General features: G+C 33.8%; 11 protein-coding genes. All 11 read right to left on the bottom strand.

All coding sequences use genetic code 11. The features are described from left to right. Positions 1-81 precede the first annotated feature (81 nt). The 11 genes from ABWP78_RS01025 to nusA all read right to left on the bottom strand — a co-directional run bounded on the left by ABWP78_RS01025 (position 82) and on the right by nusA (position 14,181). The gene (locus tag ABWP78_RS01025) at positions 82-990 is read right to left on the bottom strand and encodes a fumarylacetoacetate hydrolase family protein (RefSeq protein ID WP_353168029.1); all 909 of its coding nucleotides are present in this window, start codon (positions 988-990) and stop codon (positions 82-84) included. A 58-nt stretch (positions 991-1,048) separates the two neighbouring features. Next, positions 1,049-2,230 (bottom strand): retropepsin-like aspartic protease, encoded by a 1,182-nt coding sequence (locus ABWP78_RS01020; RefSeq protein WP_353168027.1) that lies wholly within the window; start codon positions 2,228-2,230, stop codon positions 1,049-1,051. 6 nt (positions 2,231-2,236) lie between these two features. Further along, the gene (locus tag ABWP78_RS01015) at positions 2,237-3,346 is read right to left on the bottom strand and encodes a cupin domain-containing protein (protein ID WP_353168025.1); all 1,110 of its coding nucleotides are present in this window, start codon (positions 3,344-3,346) and stop codon (positions 2,237-2,239) included. 49 nt (positions 3,347-3,395) lie between these two features. Next, on the bottom strand, positions 3,396-4,376 hold the full coding sequence (locus ABWP78_RS01010; RefSeq protein WP_353168023.1) for a carbon-nitrogen hydrolase family protein: 981 nt from the start codon (positions 4,374-4,376) through the stop codon (positions 3,396-3,398). Between the two features lie 164 nt (positions 4,377-4,540). Next, positions 4,541-4,903, bottom strand: coding sequence for a WG repeat-containing protein (locus ABWP78_RS01005; protein ID WP_353168021.1), 363 nt, complete (start codon positions 4,901-4,903; stop codon positions 4,541-4,543). A gap of 10 nt (positions 4,904-4,913) precedes the next feature. Next, complete coding sequence (locus tag ABWP78_RS01000) at positions 4,914-5,330, bottom strand: acyl-CoA thioesterase (protein WP_353168018.1); 417 nt, start codon at positions 5,328-5,330, stop codon at positions 4,914-4,916. A gap of 41 nt (positions 5,331-5,371) precedes the next feature. After that, positions 5,372-6,952, bottom strand: a complete 1,581-nt coding sequence (locus ABWP78_RS00995) for an AMP-binding protein (protein ID WP_353168016.1) — start codon at positions 6,950-6,952, stop codon at positions 5,372-5,374. A gap of 6 nt (positions 6,953-6,958) precedes the next feature. Next, positions 6,959-9,250: an oxidoreductase gene (locus ABWP78_RS00990; protein ID WP_353168014.1), complete on the bottom strand. Its 2,292-nt coding sequence runs from the start codon at positions 9,248-9,250 to the stop codon at positions 6,959-6,961. 19 nt (positions 9,251-9,269) lie between these two features. After that, positions 9,270-9,872, bottom strand: coding sequence for a flavin reductase family protein (locus ABWP78_RS00985; protein WP_353168012.1), 603 nt, complete (start codon positions 9,870-9,872; stop codon positions 9,270-9,272). Between the two features lie 189 nt (positions 9,873-10,061). Next, on the bottom strand, positions 10,062-12,887 hold the full coding sequence (gene infB / locus ABWP78_RS00980; RefSeq protein WP_353168009.1) for a translation initiation factor IF-2: 2,826 nt from the start codon (positions 12,885-12,887) through the stop codon (positions 10,062-10,064). A 52-nt stretch (positions 12,888-12,939) separates the two neighbouring features. Next, entirely contained in the window at positions 12,940-14,181 is a 1,242-nt protein-coding gene (nusA, locus tag ABWP78_RS00975) for a transcription termination factor NusA (RefSeq protein WP_353149028.1), read from the bottom strand. Positions 14,182-14,189 lie beyond the last annotated feature (8 nt).

Here is a 14,189-nt window from a genome sequence, read left to right as displayed (position 1 = left end):
GATTCGCAAAGTTACCACAAAGATTTACAAAAAATTTTGTGCTACTCTGTGCTTGTCTCTGTGGAACTCTGTGTAATAACTTTATATCTCTTTTACGGTGTTCACAATTGTTCCAATGCCTTCCACTGTAGCTTCTACCACATCTCCATTATGCATCCATTCTTGTGGGTCACGACCAGCGCCAACACCTGCTGGAGTTCCGGTTGCGATGATGTCGCCTGGTTCTAAGGTAAAAACAATACTCAAATCTTCAATCAAATCATTGATATTGAAAAGCATAAATTTGGTATTGGAATTTTGTTTTTCCACACCATTTACTTTTAAAGATAAATTCAAGTTATGTGGATTTTCAATTTCGTCTTTTGTAACCAAATAAGGCCCCATTGGTGCAAACGTATCTTGCCCTTTAGATACAATCCATTGTCCTTCTCTACGGCAATCGCGCGCAGAAATATCATTAATTACGGTGTAACCAAAAACATAATCCATTGCATCTTCTTTAGCAACATATTTCCCTTTTTTAGCAATTACAACAGCCAATTCACATTCCCAATCCAGTTGTGAAGTCAATTTTGTGTTTTTTATTATTTCCGTATTAGTTCCTGTTACCGTTGTAGGTGGTTTGGAGAAAATAATTGGTTTTGTTGGCAATTTACCAGTTGTATCTAATCCACGAGCGCTTTCTGCAACGTGTTCGGTGTAATTTAAACCAATTCCAATGATGTTTTTTCTTGGTTTTTCGATAGGTGCTAAAATCGTAACTTCGTTCATTTCAAAAGCGATTTCCTCGAAGAAATTTTCTGGTGTTTCCGAAATTAATTCGCTTATTTCAGCAATAATTTCAAAGCCCATATCAATTAATTCCAACATATCATTAGGTAATGGAAAATTAGAAATTTGTCCAAAATCTTCCATATCAATGACTTGATTGTTGTGAATGAAGCCCAAACGTGGCTCGGTGTCTTGTGTTTTGTAGGTAAGTAGTTTCATGTTTTTTATTAAGTTTCAAAGTTGCTAAGTTACAAAGTAGCAAAGTTATTTGTAGTTATTAATTTTCAATATTTATTTTGCTGATTTGACCTTCTTTATTTTTAACTTCAAGAGTGTAAAAATTTTTGTTTTTAACATACTTTTTTAAATTTAAAATTTCACACGACTTCATTTCATTAATTTTAAAAGTATCTATGCTTAGTATTTCATCACCAAATTTAATTTTTTCAGCCAATTTTTTATCCCAAACTAAACCAACTATTAATTTATTATCTAAAATTGTTGGCGCGAATTTTGGCTCTTTATTTGAAAGGATTATTGTTTCATTTGCTTCAAAATAAAAATTCTTCTTTTTGAAATCGAGAATTACATTTCCATAATTCAAAAACTCTAAACCTATCCTTGAATTACTGTCATCAGTAGTATCTGCATATAATTTATTAATTGATTTATTATTTAAAAAAGCATTTTCAACTAAAACTAATCTTTGCAAGCTAGGTTTTCCTAAACCAAAAAGTCCAATACTACTTAATCCTTCTGATTTCCCTTTAATTTCAAAAATATTTTGATTTTCAAATATAGCAAACGCACGATTTGACATATCATACAAACCATCCATACCTGTATCAAACAAAACCATATCTGAAGCTTTTTCTTTGTTTTTACCTAAAAAATTAAGCTCAATATATGGTGCTTTTTGGCTTCCAATTAATTTTACTTTAGTTGGTTTTACCTTTATATTTAATAAATCGATTTGATCTGTAATAATTAGGTTCTGATTTGTTTTATCAATTTTTAAACTGGAGTTTTTCAATAAATTACTACCGATAAAACCATCAATATTATAACAACTTAATAAATTATGATTTTTTAAATCATAAACCAAAGCTATTTGTTCTTCAAATATTAATTTTCCAATTTCAATTTTCGGAATAACTATACTTTGCATTGATTGATTAAGATTATTCGCATCACGTATATTAATCTTGTTAGTTGATACAAAATTTAATTCTTGCATAACTTCATTTGAAACTAAATTCGGTGCCCCAGTATCTAATAGGAACCTAAAATTTTTACCATTTATGGTTACAGGAATGATAATTTTATCATAAACAGTTTCATATTGAACTACTTCAAAATATTTTTTTTGAAGTATAATTCCTTTATCAAAATCAACATTTTGAGCAATACAAAATTGTGATATGAATACAATTAGAAATGTTATTTTTTTAAAATTCATAATCGATTATATTTTTTGATGCCCGTTATTTTCTTCTAATTCTCTACTTTGGAACAATCCTAAACTTTCAATCACAGGTAAATCGTTGAATTGAAATAAGCAAGCGTCTTCAGTTTCGGAAAGGTTTTGATGTTCGTGCCAAGCCCAACTCGGAACACAGAAAATATCTCTTTCTTTCCAATCGAAGCGTTGTCCGTTGATGATGGAAAAACCTTTTCCTTTCGCACATTGATATACGAACGAACCTGTATGCTTGTGTGCTTTTCCTTTGAAACCTGCGGGTAACAATTGCATCGCGGCTCCCATCGTTTGCATCACGTGTCCACCTGTTAACGGATTCGAATATTGCATAAAAATCCCATCAAACGGATTAACTTCATTTACTTTTTGAGCTTCTAAAAGTGCTCGATACACATTTTTCCAAGAATATTTGAATAAAGGCGAATAGGGCTTGTCCCATGTTTTATCAGCTGGAATTAATCCTGCACAACCATACATTATTGGTGAATAATTCAGCGGTTTTAGTATTTTTTGTTTTCCATCATAAACCGCATAATCATTGGCTTCTAAAGCATTTACTAAAGGAATATCCAATCCATCTTGCCAAATACAGGTTTTTCCGTCTTCTTCTACACCATGTTCGTGCCAAGTTGAATTAGGCGTAATGACAAAATCATTGACTTCAAACGTGATTTTATTGCCGTCAACAACCGTGTAACCGCCTTCGCCTTCCATAATAAATCGTAATGCCGATGCCTTGTGACGATGCGCCGAAGTACTTTCACCTGGACGCGTAACTTGAATTCCAGTGTACAACCAACCCACGGCTGCCGAAACATCTTTACGCTTGTCGTTTACTAAATAAACCACACGTCTACCAGCTTGTTCTGGTGTAACTAATTCGGATGATTTTAAAACTAAATTGCGTAAATCATCATATTTCCAAAGCATGGGTACGGATGACGAACGGGGTTCCCAAGGTTCGATATCATTTGCTACAGTCCACAAAGCACCCGCTCCTAATGTTTCCAATTCTTTGTAATAGGCAACTAATTCGGGTGAATCTTGTACTCTTGCACGACCAATTTGGTCATCTGAAAAATTGTTTTCTTCCATTTTGTTTTATTTTAAATTGATGACTTCGAGAGCCTCAGTCATCAATTATTTATCTTTTATTAAACTCCTCGTGATTATCAATAAATGTAATTTTTCGCGTTGGAGCGGTGTTAACTCGTAAATCGAAAATATCAAATCGGTTGTAATGTCCTAAAATATCGTGCATTTGTTTGGGTTGGATGCACTTTTCTAAGTCAATTTCAGCATATACTATTCCTTCTTCATCAATTAAAGGTTGCCCTATAACAGCGCCATTTGGACCTATAAATCCTGAGAAAGCTGAACTTTTTCTGTCTAATAATTCATCTACATTCGGCACATCGGCACGTAAGGCGTCTTTGATTTCTTGAGAAACCGTTGAACACGACACAATCGTAAATAATTTTCCTTCAAAAGAGTGCGCAGCGGCACGTATTTTAATCGCTTCAGCCATATCATAATCTGGTGGAGCTACCGGAAGCGAAATGTAATTAGCGATGTGAATCAATTCGCCTTGAGCGAGCAATGCAAATCGTGCTAACGTATTCGTGTTTTCGCCACACGCCAAAGTTCCGATAGGTCCTATTTCGGTATCATAGACTTTTAATGACGATCCATCGCCTGAAGTCCACGTCAATTTTTCTGCCCAAGTTGGCACTAATTTTCTATGTTTACCGATGATAACGCCTTTATTATCAATGATTAAATTGGTATTGTAAATTTCACCATAGCTTGAACCTCTTTCGTTGATTCCCATTACAATATGAATATCGTTTTCTTTTGCAGCCAAACACAATTTCTGAATTTCAGGTCCTGCAACATCTACTGAATTTTTATATAATTCTTCGTACCATTTACTACCTTGAACGGGTGTCATGATCCAATTCCAATAGGGATATCCCGAAATAAATACTTCAGGAAAAGCAATAAGTTTTGCTTGTTTTGAGGCAGCTTCTTTAATAAAAGAAATCGCCTTATCGACTGTCTTTTCTACGTTTAGAAACACAGGTGAGGTTTGAACAGTAGCGGCTTTAAATTTTTTGAATTCCATTTTTTATTGTTTTGGTACGCGGATGAAACGGATTGCTTTGCAAACGCGAATAATTGCTGATTTTTTTGGAACACTGATTAAAGAAATTTACATAATTTCTAAAATCTTTGTAATATATTTTTTTAATTTACAAATTGAAAACGAGATTAAATCGTAATATAAATTTATTTTGAATTTATATAATAATTCAGTTTTTGAAACGCTTCTAGTTTCTTCCAATAAATCCCTTCAACAATTTCTTTTCCGTTTTCGTCGATATAACCAAATGCACCCGCAACATTTTTAATCATTGCGTATTTTTTTTCATCTTTTTGAATTTCAAAATCATAAATTTTAGAATAGATGGCTTGCACAATTTCTTTTCCGCTCTTATCAATAAAACCATAAGTATTAGCCACTGTTTTTACTAATGCCCAATCTTGATGTTGAGCATCAAATTGATACACTTTTTTGTAATGTGAAGTTGAATTTTGAGCAAAACAGTTTATTGTCAAAAACAACACTAATGTAAATCCTATACTTTTCATAATTAGTAATTTATAATTTATAATTTATAATTTTATTCTTCATTTCCTCGTTAAAAGGTTCGGCTTTGATGCTTTGTCTGTCTTCTTGAATTTTCACATTAACCAAAGTAACTTCGCCTTCTAAAACTAAATTATTGCTTTCGTTTTCAAACTCAAATCCGCAAATAATAGAGGAGTTTTTTAACTCTTTTACCCAAAGTTTTTTAGTTAAGATTTCACCCAAACGTGCAGCATTTTTGAACTGCACTTTTAAATCTACGGTTGGAATTCCATTAGTTTCGTGCATTTTTGAAAACGGTCGGTCTAAGGCTTCTTCAAACCAATCTTCTACTAAATCATTTAGCATTTCTAGAAAACGTGGATAGAAAACGATTCCAGCGTAATCGATGTGTTTGAAACGAATTTTTTCTTGTTTTATAAATTGCATATTTCTGTTATTTTAAACACTAATTACAAAATTAGTACTAATTATTTTAACTTAAATCGTTGAATTTTACCTGTTTCTGTTTTTGGTAAAGCTTCCACAAAATTAATCATTCTAGGATATTTGTATGGTGCCGCATTATTTTTAAACCAGTTTTGAATTTCCGATTTTAGTTCGTCACCTTTATTATGTTGCTCTTTTAAAACGATATGTGCGCAAACTAACATGCCTCGTTCTTCATCGGGTAAACCCACAACGGCACATTCTAAAATATTTTCATGTGTTAAAAGTACGGATTCTACTTCAATTGCGGCAATATTATAACCCGAAGAAATAATCATATCATCGCCACGAGCCACAAAATGGAAATACCCTTCTTCATCTTGTCGAAAAATATCACCTGTGATGTTCCAGCCGTTTTCAACGTATTCCTTTTGTTTTTCTTCTCGATTCAAATATTTACAACCTGTAATTCCTCGAACCGCTAATCTTCCAGCTTCGTTTCTTGGTAATTCATTGCCTTGTTGGTCAATAATTTTAGCTTCGTAACCCGTAATAGCTTTTCCAGTTGCGCCGGGTTTCATATTCTCTTCATTGGACGAAATAAAAATATGCAACATTTCGGTAGCACCAATTCCATCAATAATTTTTAGCCCTGTGGCATCAAACCAATCTTGCCAAACCTTCAACGGCAAAGTTTCACCCGCCGAAACACATTTTCGTAAACTCGAAATATCATACTCTTGAATTTTTGTTGTAATAATTCGCCATGCGGTTGGAGCTGTAAAACAAATCGTGATTTTATAATCTTGAATGGCTTGTAACAACACATCTGGACTTGGTTTTTCGATTAAAAAAGTGGAAGCGCCAAAACACATCGGAAACAACACCAAACCACCTAAGCCAAAAGTAAAACCAATGGGCGGACTTCCAATAAAAATATCATTTTCAGTGGGTTGTAAGGAATAGTTTGGAAATGCTTCGCAAATATTGAGAATATCTTTGTGATAATGCGCCGTCATTTTTGGTAAACCTGTGGTGCCCGATGTAAACCCAATTAAAGCCACATCCTCTGATTTTGATAGATAATTGTCGAATGTTTTTGGTTTGGATGCCATTAACTTTTCTAAATCGGAATTTCTGTAAAAACATATGTGTTTTAGAAAATCAGAAGTTACTAAATTCATTTCTTCGGCTAAATCGCTATCGCAAAAGGCGTGAGAAATTTCAGCACAATCAATTATAGTGGTTATTTCTTTAGCACGCAATAAGGGCATGGTGGCTACTACAATTCCGCCTGCTTTTAAAACTGCAAACCAACACGCGACCATCATTGGGTTATTCGCCGAACGCAACAACACGCGATTGCCTGATTGTAAACCTAAATCCTCGACTAAAACATGTGCAATTTGATTGGCTTTTTCAAACAAAACTTGATACGTCCAGGTTTCTTCAAAGGTTCGAATGCAAACTGCATTTCCTCGACCTTCTTTGATGTGAGAATCTAATAATTTTTCTACACAATTCAACATTTCTGAATGTTGGAATTGTGGAAAATCCAAAAAGGTATATTCTGGTTGTAATTCCAGATTAGGTAAATTTATATGAGCAAAATTATCCTTCATTATTAATTACTTCTTATTACTCTTCGGTTTCAACGCTTTTTTTATGCCTTCTGCTTGTTTTCTTTCGGCAGCTTTTAAGGGATACAAATGTGAAATGCCCAGTTTATAGGAATTTGGAATATCTGTTGCTTGAAATTGTTCATACGCTTGTGCATTTCTTACAAAATTAGCATCCAATAATAAAGGCCTTCCAAGTGACACTAGATCGGCTCTTCCGTTTAAAATTATGGTATTAATTTGATCAATATCTTGAATATATCCAGCAGTTATTGTTGGAATATGAACCGTGTTTCGAACCGCATCTGAGAAAGGCGTTTGCCACATTCTTCCAGTTTGTGGTTTTTGGTTAGCAACTGTATTTCCTGTGGAAACATTAATGATATCCGCACCAGCCTTTTTGAAGGCTTCCGAAATCACCAAAACATCTTGTTCTGAAATTCCGTTTTCAGCCCAATCGGTTGCCGATATTCTAACAGAAATTGGTTTTTCAGTTGGAAACACTTCTCGTATTGCTGTAAAAACTTCTATTGGATACTTTAATCGATTTTCAACGCTTCCACCAAATTCATCGGTACGAATATTTGTCAATGGAGATAAGAAAGAAGCCAATAAAAACCCGTGATGTGCTTGTAATTCAATCATATCAAAACCAGCTTCGTAAGCATTTTTAGCAGCTTGTACAAATTGATTTTTAACCAATTTCATATCTTCCAAAGTCATTTCTTTTGGACAATCAGAATTTTCATTAAAAGGAATATCAGAAGCTGAAAGCAACTCCCATTTATTACCCTGAAATCGTTCTTCCCAAGGAATTTTTGAACAGCCTTTTCTTCCTGAATGTCCCAATTGAATTCCGATTTTGGTTTGGGTGTATTTGTGAATAAAATCAGTAATTCGTTTCCAAGCGTTAATTTGATTTTCGGTATAAATTCCAGCGCATCCTTCAGTAATTCTTCCAGTATCAGAAACAGCGGTCATTTCGGTCAGAATTAATCCTAAACCGCCCACAGCTCTTGACGTATAATGCTGAAAATGCCAATCATTTACCAATCCGTTTTCAGCTAAATATTGCCCCATGGACGACATTACGATACGATTTTGCAATTCTAAATCTCTTAATTTGAATTTTGAAAACGCAGCTGATTGATTTTTGATATTGACATTGCAATTGTCATTAAACTCAACCAAAACTTTATCAGTAAATGAACTATCTCTTAAGCGTAAATTCTCATACGTTACTTTTTTGGAACGCGTCATGCAGCCAAAAGCAAATTGCTGAAACGTATGTTGCATATGACGATCCATATTTTCAAACCAATCTAATGAAACTATAGCAGCATACTGAATCATTTCTACCGTATTTCTTCGGGTTTTATCGTACTGTGCAAAAGCGGCTTGAACATTAGTTGGATGAGCAATTACGGCATCGGATAAGCCAATAGCAGAATCCATAGCCAATTTTGTTCCTGAACCAATAGAATAATGGGCTGTAGCTTTGGCATCACCTAATAAAACAATGTTATTATGATACCAATTTTCATTCGTTACATGCGGAAACTGTCGCCAGTGTGATTTATTTGAAATTAAGGGATGTCCATCTAATTCTTCTGCGAAGATTTCGGCAATTTTTGCCATCGTATCTGCTTCGTTGGTGACTTCAAAACCGTGTTTTTGCCAAGTTTCATCGCTACATTCAAAAATCCAAGTGCTCATACCTTCTTCGTATTGATACGAATGTGCCACGATGGTTCCGTGTGGCGTACTTCTGAAAAAATAAGTAAAAGCATCTAATGGTTTTGTTGAGCCTAACCAAACGAATCGGTTTTTCTTTAACTCGACTTTTGTTCCAAATTCCTTTTGATATTTTGTGCGAATTGCACTTCCAATTCCGTCTGTTGCCAGAATAATATCGGAATCCGCAAATTGTGATAAATCATCTACATTTTGTTCGAAATGCAAGTTTACACCTTCTTCTAAACAACGTTGTTGAAGTAATTGCAAAAGCGTTTTTCTGGAACAACCGCAAAAACCATTACCTGCAATAGTTACGGATTCACCATCTCTAGCAATAATAATATCATCCCAATATGCAAATTTACTTCGGATTAATTCATACGATTGCATGTCGCGTTTTAAGAATTCGCCTAAGGTTTCATCAGAAAACACTACACCGAATCCAAAACTATCATCAGGTTTATTGCGTTCGTAAATGTCGATTTGGCAATGCGGCATTGCTTTCTTGGTTAATATCGAAAAGTAAAGTCCGCCTGGACCACCACCTATAACTGTTATTTTCATGTTTTAATTGATAATTAAATTATCTTTTAATAGAGAATATTTCTCCTAATTTGCTGTAATTTGAACCTGCTAATCGTGCGACAGGTTTGTATTTTTCTAAATTTATTTTATGATTTTCCATCAAAATTGAATCGTCAATATGCATTGTAATAATTTTTCCAATGATAATACAAGCGCCACCATTTTGATGTTTTTCGATAAAATAATGATGCACCATTTCGCATTCAAACTGAACCAAACTTTCTTTTACTCGTTTTGGTTTGATGTAAATGGATTCTATTGGAGTTACGTTTGCTAATTCAAATTCATTGACATCAGCTGCTACAGATTGCGAAGTAATATTCATTTGTTCTACAACATCTTCAGTAACTAAATTGACTACAAATTGCTTATTTGCTAAAATATTATTTAATGTATCTTTATTTTTATTACCCGTTCGAACCGTTGAAAACATAATGTGCGGCGGATCTTCACTCACTACATTAAAAAAGGAAAACGGCGCCAAATTATCAATTCCATTTTCATCAACAGTGGCTACCCAAGCGATAGGTCTTGGAATGACAGTTCCTGTCAATAATTTATATAAAGCCGAAGATTCGGTGTTTTGAATGTCGAATTGCATTTGAAGTTTATATTAGTATCTTCAAAAATAAGTTAAAAAAAACAAATTATTATAATTTTTTACGTTTAATGTTTAAAGATTTTCTAATGATTTCTATTTTATTTATTTTCAATAAATTAAAGTGAATAAAAATTTATAAAACAAAAAAAATCCCAATTTTCATTGGGATTTAAGTTTATGTTTAAAAAATTATTTTAATTTCTTTTTGATTTCAATTTCGTGGAAACTTTCAATGATATCCAATTCTTTAATATCATTGTATCCTTTAATTTGCATACCACAATCGTATCCTTTTGACACTTCTTTTACGTCGTCTTTGAAACGTTTTAAAGCTACTAATTCTCCTGTGAAAATAACAACACCTTCTCTAATTAATCGGATTCTGTTGTTACGAATTACTTTACCATCTGTAATCATACATCCAGCAATTGTTCCAATTTTAGATACTTTAAACAATTCTCTAATTTCAGCAGTACCTGTAATTTCTTCTTTCAATTCTGGGGAAAGCATACCTTCCATAGCATCTTTTAAATCGTCTATAGCGGCGTAAATAATAGAATAATTACGGATGTCAATTTCTTCTTTATCTGCTAAAGCTTTTGCATTTCCTGCAGGACGAACGTTAAATCCGATAATAATTGCGTCAGAAGCAGAAGCTAATAATACGTCAGATTCTGTAATCGCTCCCACTCCTTTATGAATGATATTAATTTGAATTTCTTCTGTTGATAATTTAGAGAACGAATCAGAAAGTGCTTCTACCGAACCATCAACGTCTCCTTTAAGGATAATGTTTAATTCTTTAAACTGACCTAAAGCGATACGACGTCCAATTTCTGAAAGTGTAATATGTTTCTGAGTACGAACCGATTGTTCACGCGCTAACTGTGCACGTTTTGTTGCAATTTGTTTGGCTTCTCTTTCGTCTTCGTAAACATTAAACTTGTCTCCGGCAGTTGGCGCTCCGTCTAAGCCTAATACGGATACTGGTGTTGATGGACCTGCAATTTTTACACTGTTACCTCTTTCATCAAACATGGCACGAATTTTACCATGATTTTTACCCGCTAACATGTAATCACCAATTTTTAAAGTTCCTGCTTGTACTAAAATCGTAGAGACATAACCACGACCTTTGTCTAATTGTGCTTCTACAACTGTTCCTTGTGCAGGTTTATTTGGATTTGCTTTTAGTTCAAGAACCTCAGCTTCTAATAATACTTTTTCTAATAATTCAGGAATTCCTTGTCCGAATTTTGCTGAGATATCATGAGATTGATATTTTCCACCCCAATCTTCAACAAGTAAATTCATTCCTGCTAATTGCTCTTTAATTTTTTCAGGATTCGCATTTGGTTTATCTACTTTATTAATAGCGAAAATCATTGGAACTCCTGCTGCTTGTGCATGAGAAATTGCTTCTTTTGTTTGAGGCATGATGTCGTCGTCGGCCGCTACTACAATAATAGCAATATCGGTAACTTGAGCACCACGAGCACGCATCGCTGTAAAGGCTTCGTGACCGGGTGTATCTAAGAAAGCGATTTTTTGACCACCATCTAAAGTTACTCCGTAGGCACCAATATGCTGTGTAATTCCTCCAGATTCTCCTGCAATAACGTTTGCTTTACGAACATAATCTAGTAACGATGTTTTACCATGATCGACGTGACCCATAACAGTAACAATTGGTGCTCTGAATTCTAATTCTTCTTCAGTGTCTTCAACTATTACTGCATTTTCTTCAATATCGGTGGTGATAAATTGCATTTCGTAGCCAAATTCGTCAGCTACAATAGTTAATGTTTCTGCATCCAAACGTTGGTTCATGGTAACCATAATTCCTAAAGACATGCATGTTCCGATTACTTTTGTAATTGGCACATCCATCATAGTTGCAATTTCACCAACTGTAACAAATTCAGTTACTTTAAGGATTTTGCTTTCTAAATCTTGTTGTGCTAAATCGTCATCAGTACGTTGACGGTGCGTATCTCTTTTATCTCTTCTATATTTTGCCGCTTTAGATTTGTTACCTTTTCCTTGTAATCTTTCTAAAGTTTCTTTAATTTGATTTTTTACTTCTTCTTCCGTTGGCTCAACCTTTACCACTGGGGTTGATTTGTTAAAACCTGGTTTTTTGAAACCACCAGCACCTTGTCCGCCTTGATATGGTCTTTTAACAAAGCCACCTTGACCTCCACCTTGCGTATTTCCAGCTGTACCACCTGTGTTTGGTGTTCCCGGCTTGATAATTCTTTTGCGTTTATTTGCTGCTGAACCTGGAGCGCCTGGAGTTCCTGGTTTACTTGCCGCAGCACCTGGAGTTCCTGGTTTTTTAAATTCTTCTTTCTTTTTCTTAGGTTTATTAAATTGAGTTAAATCAATAGTTTGACCCGTGAAAGTGGCTCCCGAAAGTTTTGTATATTGTGTATCTAATCTTACTTCAATTGGTGTGCCGTCAGGATTAAATTCTTGAGGTTGAATTGAAGGTTCTTCTGGTTTAACTTTTGTTTTTCCAACAGGTTTTTTTGTAGTTTCTGCAGATTTGTCTGAAGTTTCTTCTGCAACAACTGTTTTTTCTTCTTTTGAAACAACATTATTATCTTTAGTAACAATTTGTTTTTCTGTTTTAGTTGCTTCTTGTTTTTTTGGATTTAAATCAATTTTTCCTAAAGAAACTGGTGCGGCTACAACTGCTTTTGCTTTTATTATTTCTTGTTTTTGTCTTTCTTCATCTGCAAGACGTTTTACTTCGAGTTCTTTTTCGATTTCACGTTTTAGTGCTTCTTTTTCTTTTTTCTTTTCTTCGCCAACTTCTTTCGAAGCTACTTTATTTCCTTTATCGGCCGAAAAAATATCGCACAAAACGTCGAATTCCAATTGAGAAACTTTTGCATTGGGACTGTGCTCAATGGTATGACCCTTTTCTTTTAAGGTGTCAACAGCTCTATCAAGTGAAATGTTGAATTCTTTTAAAACTTTACTTATTCGTATTACTCTTTCTTCAGACATATTTGTTTTTTGCTTAATTTTCTTGTGATTGTGATGCTAAATTATTTTTTGATTAGCTATCTAATTCTTGTTTTAAAATACTGATTACATCTAAAATAGTTTCTTCCTCTAAATCTGTTCTTCTTACTAAATCTGCAACATCTTTGTCGATAATACTTCTAGCGGTATCTAAGCCAATTTTTTCGAATTCTTCAATAATCCATTCTTCAATTTCATCACTAAATTCTCTTAATTCCACGTCATCTTCTTCTTGAACAATTCCTTCACGAATTACATCTAATTCGTATCCCGTTAATTGACTCGCTAATTTAATGTTTTGTCCGTTTCTACCAATGGCTTTTGAAACTTCTTCAATTTTTAAGAAAACTTCTGCTTTTTTATTTTCTTCATCAATTTTTACAGTAGAAACTTTAGCTGGGCTAAGCGCTCTTGTAATAAATAATTGTATGTTTTGTGTGTAATTAATTACATCAATATTTTCGTTTCCTAATTCACGAACAATTCCGTGAATACGAGATCCTTTCATACCTACACAAGCTCCAACTGGATCAATTCTATCATCATAAGAATCAACCGCAACTTTTGCTTTTTCTCCTGGGATTCTAACTACTTTTTTAATAGTAATTAAACCATCAAAAACTTCAGGAATTTCTTGTTCGAATAATTTCTCTAAGAAACTTGGTGCTGTTCTTGACATTATAATTTGAGGTTTATTTCCTTTAAGCTCTACGCTTTCGATGATTCCTCTTACATTTTCTCCTTTTTTAAAGAAATCGTTTGGAATTTGTTTTTCTTTAGGTAAGATAATTTCGTTTCCATCATCATCCATTAAAACTACCATTTTTGGTCGTACATGATGTACTTCGGCAGTGTAAATATCACCAATTAAATCTTTAAATTGTTTGTAAAGATTGGTGTTGTCGTGTTCATGAATTTTTGAAATCAAATTTTGGCGTAACGCTAAAATAGCTCTTCTTCCTAAATCGATTAATTTTACTTCTTCAGATACCTCTTCACCAATTTCAAAATCAGGTTCGATTTTTCTAGCTTCTGTTAATGTGATTTCTTCGTTTTCAAGATCTAAATCTTCATCAGCTACAACTACACGGTTTCTCCAAATTTCCATATCTCCTTTATCTGGATTTATGATAATATCGAAATTGTCATCTGAACCATATTTCTTTTTCAACGCATTTCTAAACACGTCTTCCAAAATTGCCATTAAGGTAACTCTATCGATTAGTTTGTCGTCTTTAAATTCTGAAAATGAATCTATTAATGCAATATTCTCCATGGTATGCT

This window comes from Flavobacterium sp. (assembly GCF_040402955.1).
Lineage (GTDB): Bacteria > Bacteroidota > Bacteroidia > Flavobacteriales > Flavobacteriaceae > Flavobacterium.
Note: the sequence above shows the minus strand (reverse complement) of the source record. Positions and strands in the feature narration are given on the sequence as shown.

Bases quoted from the DNA above. Each gene is read 5' to 3' on its own strand.
- ABWP78_RS01025 (WP_353168029.1), bottom strand. From the start codon at position 990: ATGAAACTACTTACCTACAAAACACAAGACACCGAGCCACGTTTGGGC.
- ABWP78_RS01020 (WP_353168027.1), bottom strand. From the start codon at position 2,230: ATGAATTTTAAAAAAATAACATTTCTAATTGTATTCATATCACAATTT.
- ABWP78_RS01015 (WP_353168025.1), bottom strand. From the start codon at position 3,346: ATGGAAGAAAACAATTTTTCAGATGACCAAATTGGTCGTGCAAGAGTA.
- ABWP78_RS01010 (WP_353168023.1), bottom strand. From the start codon at position 4,376: ATGGAATTCAAAAAATTTAAAGCCGCTACTGTTCAAACCTCACCTGTG.
- ABWP78_RS01005 (WP_353168021.1), bottom strand. From the start codon at position 4,903: ATGAAAAGTATAGGATTTACATTAGTGTTGTTTTTGACAATAAACTGT.
- ABWP78_RS01000 (WP_353168018.1), bottom strand. From the start codon at position 5,330: ATGCAATTTATAAAACAAGAAAAAATTCGTTTCAAACACATCGATTAC.
- ABWP78_RS00995 (WP_353168016.1), bottom strand. From the start codon at position 6,952: ATGAAGGATAATTTTGCTCATATAAATTTACCTAATCTGGAATTACAA.
- ABWP78_RS00990 (WP_353168014.1), bottom strand. From the start codon at position 9,250: ATGAAAATAACAGTTATAGGTGGTGGTCCAGGCGGACTTTACTTTTCG.
- ABWP78_RS00985 (WP_353168012.1), bottom strand. From the start codon at position 9,872: ATGCAATTCGACATTCAAAACACCGAATCTTCGGCTTTATATAAATTA.
- infB (WP_353168009.1), bottom strand. From the start codon at position 12,887: ATGTCTGAAGAAAGAGTAATACGAATAAGTAAAGTTTTAAAAGAATTC.
- nusA (WP_353149028.1), bottom strand. From the start codon at position 14,181: ATGGAGAATATTGCATTAATAGATTCATTTTCAGAATTTAAAGACGAC.